Source organism: bacterium (assembly GCA_026416715.1).
GTDB lineage: Bacteria > UBP4 > UBA4092 > JAOAEQ01 > JAOAEQ01 > JAOAEQ01.
The window spans coordinates 1-17659 of sequence record JAOAEQ010000002.1 but is presented as its reverse complement, the minus strand read 5'-3'; the positions used below and the strand labels follow the sequence as shown (position 1 = coordinate 17659).

At 40.3% G+C, this 17659-nt stretch carries 11 protein-coding genes and 1 pseudogene; 6 read left to right on the top strand and 6 right to left on the bottom strand.

All coding sequences use genetic code 11. The features are described from left to right. Nucleotides 1-21 precede the first annotated feature (21 nt). The 6 genes from N3A72_01115 to N3A72_01090 all read right to left on the bottom strand — a co-directional run bounded on the left by N3A72_01115 (nt 22) and on the right by N3A72_01090 (nt 6645). Nucleotides 22-1008 (bottom strand): NAD(P)-dependent oxidoreductase, encoded by a 987-nt coding sequence (locus tag N3A72_01115; protein ID MCX7918209.1) that lies wholly within the window; start codon nt 1006-1008, stop codon nt 22-24. Nucleotides 1009-1399: 391 nt separating this feature from the next. After that, nucleotides 1400-1720 carry a VOC family protein gene (locus tag N3A72_01110; GenBank protein MCX7918208.1) on the bottom strand — a complete coding sequence of 107 codons (321 nt, stop codon included), beginning with the start codon at nt 1718-1720 and terminating at the stop codon, nt 1400-1402. Nucleotides 1721-1729: 9 nt separating this feature from the next. After that, nucleotides 1730-2734 (bottom strand): Gfo/Idh/MocA family oxidoreductase, encoded by a 1005-nt coding sequence (locus tag N3A72_01105; GenBank protein ID MCX7918207.1) that lies wholly within the window; start codon nt 2732-2734, stop codon nt 1730-1732. A 19-nt stretch (nt 2735-2753) separates the two neighbouring features. Next, nucleotides 2754-3926: a Gfo/Idh/MocA family oxidoreductase gene (locus N3A72_01100; protein ID MCX7918206.1), complete on the bottom strand. Its 1173-nt coding sequence runs from the start codon at nt 3924-3926 to the stop codon at nt 2754-2756. Then, nucleotides 3923-5224 carry an FAD-dependent oxidoreductase gene (locus N3A72_01095; protein ID MCX7918205.1) on the bottom strand — a complete coding sequence of 434 codons (1302 nt, stop codon included), beginning with the start codon at nt 5222-5224 and terminating at the stop codon, nt 3923-3925. The genes N3A72_01100 and N3A72_01095 overlap by 4 nt, the downstream gene beginning before the upstream one ends. A 59-nt stretch (nt 5225-5283) precedes the next feature. Further along, nucleotides 5284-6645, bottom strand: coding sequence for a sugar ABC transporter substrate-binding protein (locus N3A72_01090; GenBank protein ID MCX7918204.1), 1362 nt, complete (start codon nt 6643-6645; stop codon nt 5284-5286). A gap of 729 nt (nt 6646-7374) precedes the next feature. Between N3A72_01090 and N3A72_01085 the strand changes: the two genes are divergently transcribed. From N3A72_01085 to N3A72_01060, 6 genes and pseudogenes are all read left to right on the top strand, one after another. Beyond that, nucleotides 7375-10650, top strand: a complete 3276-nt coding sequence (locus N3A72_01085) for a hypothetical protein (protein ID MCX7918203.1) — start codon at nt 7375-7377, stop codon at nt 10648-10650. A gap of 69 nt (nt 10651-10719) precedes the next feature. Further along, entirely contained in the window at nt 10720-10962 is a 243-nt protein-coding gene (locus tag N3A72_01080) for a hypothetical protein (protein MCX7918202.1), read from the top strand. 23 nt (nt 10963-10985) lie between these two features. Continuing rightward, nucleotides 10986-11072 (top strand): annotated as a pseudogene (locus tag N3A72_01075) (prepilin-type N-terminal cleavage/methylation domain-containing protein). Between the two features lie 576 nt (nt 11073-11648). After that, entirely contained in the window at nt 11649-13559 is a 1911-nt protein-coding gene (locus tag N3A72_01070; GenBank protein ID MCX7918201.1) for a hypothetical protein, read from the top strand. Nucleotides 13560-13695: 136 nt separating this feature from the next. Beyond that, nucleotides 13696-16332 (top strand): hypothetical protein, encoded by a 2637-nt coding sequence (locus N3A72_01065; protein ID MCX7918200.1) that lies wholly within the window; start codon nt 13696-13698, stop codon nt 16330-16332. 238 nt (nt 16333-16570) lie between these two features. Continuing rightward, on the top strand, nt 16571-17659 hold a 1089-nt coding region (locus N3A72_01060; protein ID MCX7918199.1), incomplete at its 3' end, for an Ig-like domain-containing protein.

Genomic DNA, 17659 nt, shown 5'->3' with positions numbered 1-17659 from the left:
AGTAATGTAACTGGAGCATTATTACCCAATATATTTAATCGGCGTACGTTGTTTCCCTGACTGCCGGAATGCAACTGCGTCATCGATAATTTTGGTTATATCATACACCGGATTATATCCTAAAATAGACCTTGCTTTAGCGATATTGTGCTGGAAATCATGATATTCAGGACAAATAAACTCTACCACCGGTAAACCTAATTTTTTACTGAGATATTTTGCTGCATAATCATAACTGAACGGTGCAGGACCTGCAATGGTAAACGCATGACCGATAGCCGCGGGGTTTCCAATCGCGAGTAGGCATGCTTGCACAACATCTTTTATCCCTACCACATGCCGAATTCCTGGTGTTCCGTCAGATTTAAGAAGTTTCGCTACAGCATCACGATTTTTCTTGAAATACATCTTTTGTTCTTTCGTTTTTGCTAGTTCTTTCCAAACTGGAACACCAAAATTTGGTTCTTTCAGAGTCATATGCGCAATCGCGTCATCTTCGTCCCAGACCCACGAAAACCGCAGTACCGTTATCGGGGTACCATATTGAATCCGATATTGTTCACACATGGTTTCTTCAAGCACCTTGGAAAATGCGTAGTAACCCGGATATGCCGCATGCGGGAACGTTTCATCTATCGGAAAGGGACGAGGATAATAATATATCCCTGCTCGGGCGTCAGAACCGGCTTGAATAAATTGTTTAATATGCCCGCACCGCATTGCTTCGTCTAAAAGGTAGAACGTTCCTTTTATATTCGTTTCCATGAACAATTCCCGGTTTTCTTTACAATTAGCGAAATGGATTACCGCATCCATATTTTTTAAAGCTTTCGGAGCGAGTTTCGGGTCTCTGATATCACCTTTAATAATGTTGACTCCTTTACACTCAATCTTTTCATTATCGAACTCGAGCGCAGTTACCTGGTATCCAGCTTTAACTAATTCCGGTAACAATGCTCTACCAATTTTACCACTACCACCGGTCATAAAAATATTTTTAATCTTCATAAAACAAAACTCCTCCTTTGAAAAATAATGTTTAAAATGCTTTGCTACATAGAAAAATACCCGTTTCAAATTAATTTTTAGCGATTGCCTATTTAATCTAGCCTATCTAAGAAACCGGTAGTATTTTTTTATCAATGAAATTGTACCATGTTCATTTATTATTTTCAAAAATGCTTTTAAGATATTTTATACTTTCTGCTGCAATATTTCTTTTCTAGTTCGAGGCGGAAACGTTAGCTACCGAATCAGCAAAAGTAAACGGTGCTATTTCAATTCTATTGTAGCCCAGCGAAGATACACATAACAGGTTACTTTTTCCCAATGCCATCCTTGAAATATTTCATTACAAATGCCAAGTTTCATACGAGGTGGAACAAAATGTAGATTCCGCTTACATATTTTTATATTCCATAAATTCGATAACCACTTTATCCTTACTTTCAAAAAATCCTACTCGCAATGATTCATTGACCTGGAACGGCGCTAATAATACGTTCAAGCCAGCAGCTGCCTGTTCAATATTATCAACTCTGAACGCTAAATGCGGTTGATTTCTAACCGGACCGGTAACAGGGCTATCCGGTTCGTATCGTAACCATTCAATTCGATAAGGATGGTGACTAGGGTCGGTTACCCAAACCCGAGTAGGTTCAACCCAAATTTCATTTTCTTTTTTTTCAGTAGTAATTAATCCGAGATGGTCGAAAATCATGCTTCCCTCCTAGCTAACCAACGTTATTTCTTTTCCGATTTTCGCTGATTCTTCAGCAGCAGTAACTATAGCTACTGCTTGCCGAGATTCTTGCGGTGTAATAATTGTCGGAGCCGTGTTGGTAAGAATACAATTTAAAAAATACGCAAGTTCTTCTTTCAGAGCTCCGATTCTGCCGATATGGATTTTAGGCCAGTAAACAGTATCAGGATATTTCCATCCGGTAGATGAACTTATTGCTACAGAATCGCCTGGGCTATTAATATAGATCGAACCTTTTTCGCCAATAATCTCCATTTTGGCATCAAGTTCAAATGGCGTATTATCTGGCAAACACCAAACATTCTCTAGCACCGCCACTGCTCCCGTACTCAAAGAGCACATTGTCCATCCTAAGTCCGGATTTGGTAGATTTCGATATTGCACAGTTTTCGCATATACGGTTTTAACTTTTGCATTGGTAAACCATAGAATAATATCAATATCGTGAACCCCGTCTCCAACGATAGGAGAAATTTTCGTCAGAACCTGTTCGGTTACTTTCGCCGGAATATTTCTTCGGGCATAAATAGAGAGAATGTTTCCAAGGTTTCCCGCATCAATATAACGTTTCGCTAAAGCATACGAGGGATCAAAACGACAGATATGTCCTACCATAAAGAATTTTTCAGTATGTTTTAGTGCAGCGATGATTTGATCACATTCAGTCACGGAAGCAGCCATCGGTTTCTCTAAAAATATATGTTTTTTCGCTTGGATTGCTGCCAAGGTCGGTTGAAGATGGTCGTTGATATGGGTAACAATACTGACGGCATCGACTTCCGGATTGGCGAGCAATTCATTATAATCCGTATATGCATACGGTACGTTATATTTCTTGGTTATTTCTTCTAATCGCGATTGACGACGTGTACATACTGCTATTACCTCAGTTTGTGGTAAGGTTTTTAACGCTTCAATATGTTTTTCACCGAAAAAACCTAAACCAATAACTCCATATCTAATCTTATTCACAAACGAAACCCTCCCAATATTACTTATTATTATTCCTTATTGTTGATGATGATGGCGGTGGTGGAACTGTGATAATTTTTCCACCTTGCCGTAACGATTCAGTTGCTGCATACCCAACCGCGACACTCATTCTTCCGTCTAATGGATTGACCAGCGGCTTTTTATCGTAAAGAATCATATTAATAAAATCTTGGGCGATCAGAAAATCGGAACCACTATGAGAACTATCACCTTGTTTCAGTGTATATTCACCATCAGCATAACTTTTCCATTTCATTTTGTTATTTCTCATGAGGAGTTTAACCGTTGTTCTATCCGTAGTATTTTCGATGCGACCTTCAGTTCCGATAATCGTATAATTTCTGAAATAATCCGGGGTAAAAAAACATTGCATATAGACCGCTTTAATATTATTTTCGAGTTCCATCATCACTATATTGTTATCTTCAACGTTTATTTCTTTACGAAAAGCGCAAAGTTCGCGTCGTTTATTATCAACGAATTCCATACACAGCTCTTGTTCACAGCATGCAGAACATTTCAGGTTGTTGGGTTTGGTACCGCCGTAATAATCTAAACTCCCGAACGCTGCAACCTTTTTCGTATACTGACCGGTTAACCAATGTATCATATCGAAATCGTGACTCGCTTTGTGTAATAAGAGACTGGTAACCCATTTAGTATTAGCATGCCAATCGTGATAATAACTCGCTCCGCCGTTCCCGACAAAATGGCGTACCCAAACCGATTTGATTTCCCCGATAGCACCTGAATCAATAATATTTTTCATAAGTCTAAATATCGGCATATATCGCATATTAAATCCGACCATAAAATGTTTATGCGATTTATGCCACGCAACAAGCATGCGGTCACAACCTGATGTAGTTATTGCCATTGGTTTCTCACAATATACATGTTTACCCGCTGCAAATGCAGCGATGGTATAGTGTTCGTGGGTATGATCCGGGGACATGACCGCAACGGCGTCAATATCTTTTTTCCGGAGAAGTTCTTGGTAATCGCAGGTTATCAATGCCTGCTGGTTGACCTCCTTTCGGAAGTCGTTAAGCATTTCCTGATTGATATCAGCTCCGGCGATAACCACGGATTTCCCCTCAGGGTTATGCCAATATTTCGATAATCGAGCTCGTCTCCCAACCCCAATAATACCAATTCTTATCTTGTTCACATTCCGTCGTTTCCTTTCTTGGAGTCAATTGCACCGAGATATACCCCATCATTTTCTAAAACACTTTGCAACAAGGATATTTCGAGCTGGGAAGGTATTATTTGTTTATAAACCGCAATTGCTGCAGCTGTACCTGCAGCTTGTCCGATAGCCATACATGCAGGCATGATGCGAACGGAACCCAATGCTTCATGTGTAGTTGAAATACATCTCCCTGCAACTAATAAATTATCGACCTTATCTGGCAGAAGACACCGATAGGGAATCATATAATAATTTTTTGGTTTCTGCAGGTCATGATATTTTTTCTTCTGATTTGTTGGAAGATGGATATCAATATGGTAGGCATTGCAGGCGATGCCATCATAGAATTGTTTACCCGATACAATATCCTCTTTCGTTAACATATATTTTCCTCGAATTCGTCGGGATTCACGAATACCAACTTGCATTGCCGTATCAATTAAATAAGCATGGCTACATCCCCGGACATATTTCCGAAAAAATAAAAGGATTTCCTGCGCTTGCTGTCTTCCGATAATTTCTGCTTGACTGATATCAGTTGGTGAAATGGGGTTCAAATCATAGATATGCGACATATTAACCGCGATTACTCCGGGCATTCCCGGAACAAATTCCGCTGCACCTATCCCGTCGGTATCGAAGGTTAATTCACCGTTCCGTTTCGCAAGGTTGATTTCTTCTGCATATCGGAAATTCCCTTCCCATCGATATTCTTTTTCGTCAACACCACCTAACCGACATACCATTGTCATAGGTTGTACCCAACCAGTTTTAGCATCGCCAACTTCATACGGAACCCCACTTAAACTCGCAAGGGTTCCATCGCCAGTAGCGTCAATATATTGTTGCGCAACGATTTTCTTTAACCCTGATTTCGTCGCAATCGTTATATGGTCAATCAATCCGTTTTTCACTGCTACATCCACTAAAAGAGTATGATACCATACGCTCACCCCTGCTTGGACAAGCATCGCATCGAGAACAAATTTTAAAGTTTCCGAATTGATAGGAATGAATCCGGTAGCGCGTTCTTCCGCAGCTTTTAATGCAAGAAGTCTGGACAGTATCTCTTCGGGAATACCTCGAATAATTCTTTCTTGCCCATTATCAAACGGACCGAAGATAGATAACAGACCGGAAGTAGCCATCCCTCCGGCACAGTTCTCCTTTTCAATTAACAACGTTTTACATTGTTTTCTACCAGCGGCAATCGCTGCAACCGTTCCTGCAGCACCAGCGCCCACAATAACAATATCATAATCATATTTGTTCATGGTTATTTCATTCCCTATTTGATATAAGAGCGTTATTCCTTTTTCTCGATAACCTAAACTTAAATTTTATTTTTATTTCTGATTTCAATATATTTCTTAGCGATATTCGTACAGGCAGTATCAAAATCGAGTTTCCCCGCTTCAACTAATTCAAACTGGCTCAACGTATAATCGTTCCATTCATATTGTCCGATAAACGTCGGATATGCTTCAGAATGAACCACCGCATCAAAAAATATCTTGTTTACTTCCGGAGAAAAATGCATCGTTAAAAATTCTTCCGATGTACCATTGGAATAGAGAATGGAGATATCCGACCTGGTTGTAAGAATATATTTCTGTCCGGATTTACTAATAGCAAACTTTAGAAATTCCCAGCATGCTTCAGGATATTTTGTTTTTTGCGAGATTGCTAGCGAAATGGTAACCCGGTTTGTGGTTGCGCGTTTCCCTTTCGGCAAGGGCGCTATACCCCATTTGAATTTTAGTTTGTCTAAGTTATATACATGCCACCATCGGCCACATTTCGACATAGCGACTTTTCCAGATAAAAAAGCAAAATTAGCAAAACCCGGCGCATAGAAATTACCGGAATTAATTTCTTTGCTCAACGGAGCGACATGTTCTTTCATTTTTAAATCTAATGCCCAGCGTATCGTTTCTTTAACTTCTTTATTTTCAATGAGACATCGTTCTCCATCTTCGCTGAATAAGCGAAGATTATTTTGTATAATATACATATACAGGTCCCAATTCGGTCCGCCTAACGATGATGGTACCGCTTCCCAACCGAACTGATCAATACGACCGTCGCCGTTAGTATCTTTCGTTAATTTTTTCGCTGCGGTTAAAAAATCGGTCCAGGTCCAATCTGAAGTTGGATAGGATAAATGTTCTTTATCAAACAAATCCTGGTTATAAATCATAGCAATTGCATTAGTCCAGAACGGAACCGCATAATGTTTTCCAAGATATTTCGTATCATCAAGGAGTCCAGGAATAATATCATTTTTCAAATTGATAAACGTTGTGTCTTGTTCCATATACGAATCTAATGGCAAAATTACGCCCCGATGCGCATATTCAATTAAATCAACCGGCCCTAATATCATCATATCCGGTGCCATTCCCCCGGAAATTAAGGTGAGTAGTTTTCGTTCATACGGGGATTCTACAGGAAAATATTCAACGGTTACTTCTGGATTTAAACTATTGTATTGGTCAATGAGTGTAGTTACAGAAACCCGATTAATCCTATCAGCCCAGAACGCAAATTTAACCACCTTTTTTTCTCGCTGATTACCGCAAGATGCTGTTAAAAAGGCTATGATAATACTACAAGCCAATCCTATAAAAATTGGTTTGTTGATCTTTTTAATGAGATTCCGAAAATTCATATAGTCAATTTTCTTAATATCCATAACTTTATGTTACTTTCTGAAATAAATTCTTATTAAACTTCTTAACTTTTATGTAAATTATAATAAGATATAAGGTTACTATTTGTCAATCTTATTATCTATAACATATTTATATGTATTGCTTATTGCCGCGAATTTCTTTTATAGACTGATATCTTAGATTCATAGGTTGTACGGTTGTACGAAAACGTAAGTGTTTGTTTATTTTCTATTTGAGTTTCGGTAGCTGAAAATAAAGCAGGTTTAGATTGCTAGCTTGGGCCTGCACGTTTCGAGTTAATATATAAAACGGCGAGATACACAAACCATTTTTCAAAGGATAATTTAATGATTCGGTATCTTCAAGAGCAATCCTCAGCCATAATCTTGCTATTCAATTCCGAATAAAAAGGTTCTACGATATAATTAATAATTGACATCAATTTATACGAAAAAAGTTGACAAAATAATTTTTATGTGATATAGTTTTAATATCAAAATTGTAAATAACCGGGTTGAACTAATCATCTTTTTCTCCATAGCTTATATAGAATATAATCGAAAAATTTTTTTAAATTGATTTTTTATTCTCGATTGCTATGTGGTATTGTTGCTAAACTAGCAATTGAGCACAACGCAATAAGCAATAATTAAAAAAATTTTTTCCTAAAACGGAAAGGAGGGTTAAGATAGATGGATAGTAAAAATAAATACCAAATTTATGTTACTCAAGAAAGGAGGGAATATGTTATGAGACGTTTTTTAGTTTTCGTTTTTATGACTATCGGAATTGTATTACCGCTCACCGCTCAATCGCAAGAAGTCTGGATTGATGCTTCGCAACCCACCGATACGTCTGTTGCGCGATATCAGACCTTACAGGAAGCGATTGCCCAATTTAATCCCGGCGGACTCTATTATGAAGCTTTGGATGTAACCCCGAATATCTTTAATGTGAAGAACACTGCGCCCGTTGGACCCGGAACAGGTCAGATTCTGTTCACGTTGAAAGGTTCAGAAATGGGAATACAGCCGGGTGAACCGGGATATTGTCGGGCAACAGTTATCGTTCGCGCTGACCCGACCATTTCGACGCCGACATATACCTCACCTACCACTGAGTATCGCCCAATTATTTTAGTTCCAGAATTGCCGTATACTGGAGGTAATAGAGCTGATAAAGCAATTGCGATCGATAGCATTGGCTCAGCGTATTATCGGTTTGAAAATTTAATTTTTATGCCGCCGGTATTGCCGGATAAAATTTTGGGTAGTATAACGACCCATAATGACGGTGATGTTTTCTGGATAAACTGGAATTATCGGACTGACCCAAGTTCGGAAATTGTATTAAAAAACTGCCTATTAACTTCGAATGCTGGTGATACGACTCCGGGATGTTACGAAAATGGATTATACGGCAATTGCACCGTGAAAGCAAACTCGACAATTATTGGCGATGAATGGCTTGCGTTGGAAGCAGCGTTTATGTCACGGAGTTTAACGCGAATAGCTACCTTTTCGAAGACCGCATACACTATAGTTCCGCCTTATGTGCCGATGACAACAGTATCAGGTGTATTCGTTAATCCAGATGGTTCCGGTCGAAATTATGCAGCACCAGCGACGTATACGCTCGAATCAGTACTATCTGATAGTGCTACACAAGTTACGGTTGGTTGGACACCACTAAATTCGGTAACCGGTGTGTGGACAAATAGCGCCGGAGCGGGATTCAATTTCTACAGTGGTCCTGGTAATAGTTTTACCAGCGGTGGAATTATTACATTGAATTCAGTGACTACATTACCTGGTGCTGGGACTCCGGTTTGGGTCACATATAATGCGGGGACGGCAGCAGATGTATTTTCGGGGATGACAATTCAGCTTAATGGCGCCGCATTACCTGGTGGAGCTGGTACCCCGGTCTGGGTAAGCTATACATTAGATTCAGCAACGTGGGCGACGAACTTCAGTAAACAGGGACCGAAAATTGTTTTTGATAATACCATTATCACCCAGGCTAAAGGATACGGAACAATGATCCACGGTGGTGTTGTCCAGATTCTCCCTGGAACACGGTTCGATTATAACGATGCGATTGGTTTTTGTTTATGGACTCCGGCAGTGAAATTAACCGCTATCGGAACACCATCAAATCCGATTTCGTTCAGTGGTAATAATCGTGGTGCGCGATTTGTTACCTATTCAACGCATTCGAGTTCAAATCAGTTCGCTAGCAACCTGTATATTGCGAATCCAGCAGCTCCGTTCCCATGCCATGAAGCCTATTTCCAATATTGCAATTTCGATAATGCACTCCCGCAGGATATTTTTGGCGTTGGTGTTACCGAAAACATTGTTAATGATAATCCGTGGTCAGTAATGACGATGAAAAACTGCAATATTCGACAAACGCCGCTCGGTACCTATGCTGTAGCGACCGGTACGGAAATAATCAATATCCTCCAACACGGGGTTAGTTTAACAATCGAAGATAGTTTAATTAGTTGGTTAGACCCAGGTAGAGGATATACGGTTATTCGAGTGCGCAATACTCCACGTGAAATTGTATTAAGAAATGTTGATGTGATACGTTCACCGAATGCAACGGACCAGATTCTGAATACTTGGTGTATAGTTACGGTAGATTACGATAATAATCCTGCTAATGGTATCCAGCCTGGACAAGTGATTTTGGATAATTGTCGGTTTGTCGGCGGAAATCGTACCGGTACAGATTGGTTAATCCTGCAACGAGCGAATACCAATATCCAGTCGCCTGGATTGCCTGTGTTTACTTTGACAAACTGTACATTTGACCCAGCGACAACCAGTAACGGTAGATATGGAATATATATTGACGGAGTAACTTCGTTTACTGCGACTTCGTGCAAGTTCTATAATCCATGGAGTAGTGCGATGTATGCAGCTGGTGCAGCAAAAGATGTTCGGTTCGAGAAATGCACGTTCTACAATTGGGGCGTTCGAGGTACAGGGAATATGGCGCTATATAACGATGTTAGAAATGCGACTAATACCACTACTTTCATTGGCTGTACCTTCTATACGCCAGATCCAGACAGAAATTTCGTAGTTCTGGTAAACGCTGCAGCGGTAACTACACAAGTCAACTTGCGGGATTGTGTTCTTTCCGCCTATAACGGAACGGGAGTTGATAACCGGTCAACAGCACCAGGTGCGGCAATCAATGTTTATAATAGTGTATTTGCTATCGGAACCAGTACTCCAGCGTTTGATAATACAGAACGACTTCTATCTGTAATTGGTTCCGGTGCAGCAACGGTATCATTGAACTCAGTATATTACGCGATGCCTTACTTTGCAAGTACAGATACGGCTAATCCGCAATTTTTAGCTGTCCGGAATACGTTCCTAGCTGGGAAAGGTACTGGAGGTACAAATCTTGCTGGTAGCGGAAGTTATGTTGGTGGTATAACGCCGAAATGCGTTGATACTGATGAATATACAATACCAGGAAGTAATCCTATCGGAACCTATGTGTTCGGTATCGGAACTACTGGCGCTTCATTAGCGGAATTAACACCGGTATTATTCCGGTTGACTTCGGTTACCACAACTGCTGGTACTGCACCACGAATTCAAGCGAAAGTAACGGATGCAAAACATCCGTTTGCAAACGATACGAGCGGATTGTTAGGTGGTCAATATTTTGTATCGCGTTACTTCACTTTGGATACGACTGCCATCGGGATTTCTGTAATGACCGCGCATATTACCTTGACTTACACTGCAGCGGATTCAACGGATGCTAATCTCGGAGCTGGGACAATCGGGACGGATGTTTATATGAACAAATGGGATGGTGCGACGTGGACATATTCTGTTCCAAATTCACGTGGTTGGATAGATAATTATAATCTCTATACAATCACTATGAACAACCAGAGCTCGCTTTCCGATTGGACTATCAGCGGTCCGTTTGGTGTGCCGGTTGAATTATCCCGATTTGAAATAGAAGCAGTTATTGACCCGAAGAAGTAAACTGCGGTTTTATGGGAGGAGAGTTTCCAGAACTCTCTTCCCATTTTTAATAGATTGATTGAGACATTTTTGTTAAAAAGATTTGCTGGATTAAAAGGGGAATATAGTGTGGAATCATTATATTGCTGTTTAGTTAAAATGGGACATTACGGGCATAAAAAACATGTTACGAAAAAATTTATTATTCGCTCACAAAACGCTGTTGACGCTATGATGAAAGCGAAACAATTGCCCGGAGTGAAAAAAGGATGTGCGCATCTTCAGGGACAGAGTGTACTGGAAGTGTATCCAGTTAAGCCATATACTTCATAATTTTAAGGAGGTGAAAATAAAATATGGATAGAAAAGGGTTTACGTTGATAGAATTATTGATTGTTGTAGCCATAATTGCGATACTTGCTGCGATTGCGATACCGAATTTTCTCGCAGCGCAAACGCGAAGTAAAGTATCTCGAATCCAGAAGGATATGCAAACAGTAGCGACTGCGTTAGAAGCATACTATGTAGATAATAACGATTATTTACCCTGTTTTGAATATGGGAAAGGATATACTTATAATATCGTTCCACACGATATCCGACTAGTGCGGTTAAGTACACCGATAGCGTATTTAAGTAGTATTCCTAAGGATACATTTCAGGAAGCACGTCGCGCATATACCGACCCGGCGTATGTTAATGTGACTAAAGAGCGGCAATTTGATTATTGGTATTGGGATGCTAAACTCTACGGAGCAGCAACACGACATCATGAAATTTATGGTGGTCCGTTAGTTTGGCAGTTACGTTCGGTTGGACCGAATGGAAGGTTTGATGCACCATACGAAACTCGTGGCGTACAAGTATGGTATTTATCTACATCAGTTTATGACCCGACGAATGGTGTGGTTAGTCCCGGTGATATCTGGCGCGTTGGTCCGTAACGTATTAAAACCAAAAGTTCGGAAGTTGAGTTCAGCTGAATCTATCTCAAAAGAGGAGGGAGGTGCTGCTAACTTATGAAAAATATTATTGTCGTTATTTTAGTGTTACTATGTGCTATTCCCGGTTACGCCATTATTGGTACGCAATTATTACAAAATACCGGATTTGAAAATCCTATTTCCCTGGATACTATCGTTCGATATCGAACCCAGCTTGGACAATGGGGACTCGGAGCGTTTGCTCCTAACTCGGAAGGAATTTATCAGACGGATACATTGTATTTTGCTGGGAATAAAGCAGTATGTATTTCCCGAAGAACTGATGGTCGAGCTATTTCGCAATGGGCGGATGTAAGTCCGTATTCCGGAAAAAATCGTGTTCATATGGGATGTTGGGTATGTATTCCGAACGTCTATGCTGCACAAGGTTGGTATGCCGGCACTGGAAGAACTGGATATATTTCGAATACCTTTTCTACCGGGACTGGGGATGACCTTCACGTCGGCGCGTATAGCGCAGGAACAGGACCGTATGCAGCGTTAGCAACCTGGCAGCCGTTTTTCGGTTGGCCTCTCTGGATACCAGATACTTGTGTAAATTTCCGGACTTCGTTTTATTTAGATTATCGAGCTGGAGCGACTGATGATATTGATAACCATTTTATAGACGAGTATAAAGCGTGGGTTGATGACCAGGTTACTGAATATAAAGCGATTAATTTTGGTTCCCCGGTTATAGCGCTAGATACTGCACCTGCTAAAGATGATGATATGGAACGCGGTCATCCTTGGGTAATTAAAGACGGTGACCTGTATAAAATGTGGTATACAGGCAGAGCGCAGGATTCTGTATTTCGGATCTGTTATGCGGAATCGACAAACGGGATAGATTGGCTGCGGTTCGGTGCGGTCTATGCGTTTAATGATCATACCGCTGATGGATATTACTATGATACTACCCGTATTTGGATACCTTGTGTACTGAAAGAAGTTGATGGTGTTACAACAACTTACAAAATGTGGTATACCGGGCTGGGTCTTTGGAAAGACCGAGGAACTCCAGCGAATCGTATCTGTTATGCTACTTCTCCTGATGGAACGACGAATTGGACGCGATATGGTCCGGTGCTTGGTGTAGATACTGGCACGAAATTCACAATGAATGAAGGTTCAGCGATGTGTCCGCGAGTGATTAAAGTCGGTAATACCTACAAAATGTGGTTTTGTGACGATGGTGGAACCAAAATTGGATATAGTGAATCGACTGATGGGATTAATTGGAGTAAACCGTATCAGGTGATGCGAACTAGTACGATGACTTCCGATACTACACAATACGATAGTTTTAGACTCTGGTTACCAGGACCATATTATGATGCTGATGCTGAAGTATATCACCTTTGGTACACTAGCGGCACCTCAGCTTCACCGTGGGATATTTCTCACGCGGTATCAGATGATGGTTTCTTTTTCACGAAAGACCCAAGAAATCCGATAATTCGCACGAAAACTTCATCCGATTGGGATTATAATTTACGCGCAGCCCATGTGATTCGAGTTGGGAAAAAATTTAAGATGTGGTATAATCCTAGTGGTACAAAAGACGGAGTGAACGCTTGGCGCATTGCCTATGCTGAGGGGACGGTAGACAGTTCGCCGACGCAGATTGCGCCGCAGGTAGCGAATCGGAATCCTGGGAGTCAGATTGTGTTCACGCATACTGGTGGGGTAGCGCCGGTGACGTGGGTGAGTAGCAATTCTGGGATAGCGGCGATAGATAGCACAGCGAACAAGGGGCGGACGGCGTATGTTACGACTGGGTTGACGTATGGTACGGCGACGATAACGGCGGAGGATGTGTATGGGAATATGGCGACGGCGGAGGTAGTGGTGACGCCGACCAATGCGCCGTTACAGCTGGATATCCAGCCAGCGATTCTGCGCAAAGGGAACATCAGCTATACTTGGGAACTTTTCGAAGAATAATTTTGAAATATAACTGGGTTGAACGATGGTGCTGTTATTTTTTATATAACAGCACCATTTTTTACTATAAAAAACTATTAATATGAATCAAATATATAAACCTGTTAAAACTATCAATTGGTATGTAATACTTCTTATGTTTTTTAGTCTTATAACCTCTATCATTTCTGCAGAAAAAAAATATCAACATGATTTGGTTTTTTATACTATTTCTCCTATCACCAGCGAAAAAATTTTACCTTTCAATATTAAACTACCTGAAAAAATAGGACACGAGATGAATCTTATCGCTTGTCCTGGAGAATATGAACCGGGAAGTTTTGTCGTAGTAGCAAACTCAGATATTATCGGATTACATTTTACTGCAAGCGACCTGGTAGGTAAATCAGGAGTTATTCCAGCGAACAATGTCGATATTAAACTGGTTAAATGCTGGTATCAAGCGGGTAGCGCATGGATTGGTATCGGTCAAGATAAACGGGATAAAGTATTGGTTCCGGAACTATTGGTAAATGATGATACATTGGTTAAGGTGGATTATGAAAAAAAAGAGAACTATCTCAAACTTTCATTTCCAGATGGGGAACGCTATGTTTGGATTAGCGATACAACCGAATTACGACCATATTATGTTCCAACGCCGGAAGAATATCCGGTAAAAGATAGTCCGACCTTATTACCAGTGAACATACCAGCGAATTCACAGAAACAAGTCTGGGTTACTGTTCAAATACCTGAGGATGCATTATCTGGAATATATAAAGGGAAAATCAACTTGATGATTGGTAAAAAAAATGTCGGGACGATTACGCTAAACGTTAAAGTACTTCCGTTTAAACTCGCTGAGCCATACTATACCTCGAGTATATATTATCGAGGACGACTCGATGCCACGGGAAAAGGGTCGGTTTCTTCAGAACTGAAATCACGAACGCAGCTTATTGCTGAATATAAAAATATGTTAGCACATGGCGTAACGAATCCGATTGTATATCAACCGATTACAGATACCACATTATTAGGGGAAGTATTATCAATTCGTGAACAAGTAGGAATCAAGAACCAGCCGTTATATTATTTAGGATTAATTATTGAAAAGAAAGACCAGCTTGATACTATAAAATCAGCGTTAGCATTTTTTAAACAATATGGCATATCAGAAGTATACTTTTATGGGCGCGATGAAGCACGTGGTACGCGATTAACCGAACAGCGCGAAGCTTGGGATGAAACGCGAAAGGTCGGTGGTAAAATTTTTGTTGCCGGATATCGAGATAGTAATTTTGAAAAGATGGGTGATATCCAGGATTTATTAGTTTGTGCGTTTAAACCTTCAAAAGAAGAAGCAGATAAATGGCATTCGCTCGGTCATAAAATCTGGAGTTATTCCTATCCGCAGATTGGGGTCGAAAATCCAGAAGTATATCGCCGTAACTACGGTTTATTGTTATGGCAAAATAATTACGATGGCGCTGCAGATTATGCATATCAACATTCGTTTGGGAATATCTGGAATGATTTTGACCATCCGCAGTATCGCGACCATGTTTTTGCGTATCCGACGGTAGATGGAGTGATTGATACTATTGCTTGGGAAGGATATCGCGAAGGGGTAGATGATGTTCGCTATTTAACCACGTTACTGCAGGCTATAGAAACCGCGAAAAAATCAAACTCGTCTTCCTTACGAGATATTGCGGCGAAAGCGGAACAATACTTAGCGAATCTTAACCTCAACCGCAATCTCGATATCGTCCGATTAGAGATGATTTACTATATCTTACTGTTACACCAGAATCAACCTAAAACTGAAGTGGTGTTTGATTCGGTGTTAAGTTCAACTATTCAAGAAATACAGAAGAGTTATCCGATATATCAGCTTGAGCAAGAACCACAGTTGGATGGAAACGTGGAAGATGATATCGCTTGGCAAAATATCCCAGCAGCATCAGATTTTTTATTGTTGAAAAATCAAATTGAATTCGCTCCGAAACAAACCTACTTCAAAATAGGGTATACGAGTACCGCGCTATATGTAGGTATCGAATGTTTAGAACCAGAAATGGATAAAGTAAAGGGAGAGTATAAGGATAACCAGAGTGTGTGGTTAGATGATAGTAACGAAATATTTATTAAACCATACGGCAGCCGAGCTTATTACCAATTTGCGATAAATATTGCTAGCGCCCGATGGAGCGGAATCTCGTTTGGAGAAGGTAGCATTCCTTTAGACCAATGGCAAGGGAAAGCATATCGAGGTGAGCAAAAATGGTCCGTTGAATTAAAAATCCCGTTTTCAATATTGAAACGTATTCCGGAACATAATGAACAATGGCAGGGGAATATCTGCCGTAATGTTTATACTGCTGAAGAACGGTCAACCAGTTGGGCGCATCTTGAAACCGGATACCATATTCCCGAGAAATTCGGTACCTATATTTTCTATCAGAAAACGCTCTCTCCGGAAGAAGCACAGCGGATAACTCAGCAACTTACTACAACTTTTTATAAAAATCAGATTACAGAAAATCTTAGGTTCTTTTCCATCAATTATGAACCGGTATTATCAAAGTTATATAGAATGGCTAAACATAAAAAAGATATACAAACCCTGAAAAACGATTTTACGACCTTGAAAAATCAGTTGAAAATTTATGATTCATTATCATTACCGAACCAGAAAAGTCTATTTGCTCAGAGCGTGAGACTAAACAACACCGCAATTGATTTGGTTCGAGAAGTTATTATCCAAAATTTATTTACTACCGATTAAATCATCAAAGAGAGCGGTTCGAGTTTGAATATCTAGCCCTTATCTTGATGTCGACGACTACAATTATCAACGATAACGGGGGTTCAATCCATAGCTTGTTTTCTAATACAAAATTTGGGTTTGCGGTTCCGTTTCCCGGAGGAAAATACAAACGGATTATGATACCATAAGCCCTCGATGATATGCTTACATAATGTGTGTGATAGTTGTTTACTAGAAGACGGAACTAAGAACAAACATGATAGAGAAAATTAAATGGATATTCTTCATGTGTTTTGGTATATACCAAACCGTTTCTCTAGCAAACGCGATTGATTGTCAGATTACTGCACCGACTACCGGACAAACCGTCAAACGGCTAGTTCCGATTCATATCACTGCTACTGACCCAGAAGGAGTTAAATCGGTTTGGATTAAAGTCGAAGGAGAGACCACAAGTCGCGCAATTGAACCGAACGCAACTACGTATGGATATTTACGGGCATACTCCCATATTTCCGCTGGTGATTTCCAATGGGATTGGGATACGCAAAAATATCCGAATGGCGTATATCTTTTAACCGCTTGTGCCTACGATAGTACCACTGAATACCGATATCATTCAGTAGCGTCAATTACCGTCAGGAATACATTTTCCGCAGAGTCAGGGTTTCGCAATTATGTAATCCAAGTTTGGGATAATTTTGTTAAACTTTGGGACCCGTATAATAATCATTACGGGTCGAATAAATATGCTGCCCTCGTTGGAAAATATACTGCTTTTTCAGCATTGTATTATGCATACACGACCAGTTCCAGTGCACGAACGAAAACTGTACGTGGAATAACGTATGCGAAAGATAGTTTACTAGCGTATTATACTTTCAGCAAAAATGGGACTACCTACCATGCATGTTATGCCGCAGATACTTCGTACGGTAGTGTTACCGTTGATGGCGATAAATCGAACGAATGTTATCATACGTTTTGGGTCAGTTTAGCGTTTGCTTACGCCCGAGAGTCTTTAGGCACGGATACAACTATTGCTACGACAACCGCGATAATAGGATTAGCGAATCATATCGAGCATATTTATTGCGATGTTTTAGGGAATTTAAAAACTGGTGGATATTCGGCTAATGGAATGGGGAATGCGGTTGCTGCATTAGGAGAAACTGCGCTCGCATTACATACGACTAAATATGATAATTCGATTCGATATATCTACGATGCTTTAATCTGGTTCCAAGACTGGGATAACACCGGGCAAGCGAAAGGAGCGTTTGTTGATGGTGGTGGATATATATCAGAATATCCTCCATTACCCTCTGGAACAACGTTTCGCTGC

Bases quoted from the DNA above. Each gene is read 5' to 3' on its own strand.
- N3A72_01095 (MCX7918205.1), bottom strand. From the start codon at position 5,224: ATGAACAAATATGATTATGATATTGTTATTGTGGGCGCTGGTGCTGCA.
- N3A72_01090 (MCX7918204.1), bottom strand. From the start codon at position 6,645: ATGGATATTAAGAAAATTGACTATATGAATTTTCGGAATCTCATTAAA.
- N3A72_01070 (MCX7918201.1), top strand. From the start codon at position 11,649: ATGAAAAATATTATTGTCGTTATTTTAGTGTTACTATGTGCTATTCCC.
- N3A72_01110 (MCX7918208.1), bottom strand. From the start codon at position 1,720: ATGATTTTCGACCATCTCGGATTAATTACTACTGAAAAAAAAGAAAAT.
- N3A72_01085 (MCX7918203.1), top strand. From the start codon at position 7,375: ATGAGACGTTTTTTAGTTTTCGTTTTTATGACTATCGGAATTGTATTA.
- N3A72_01115 (MCX7918209.1), bottom strand. From the start codon at position 1,008: ATGAAGATTAAAAATATTTTTATGACCGGTGGTAGTGGTAAAATTGGT.
- N3A72_01065 (MCX7918200.1), top strand. From the start codon at position 13,696: ATGTTTTTTAGTCTTATAACCTCTATCATTTCTGCAGAAAAAAAATAT.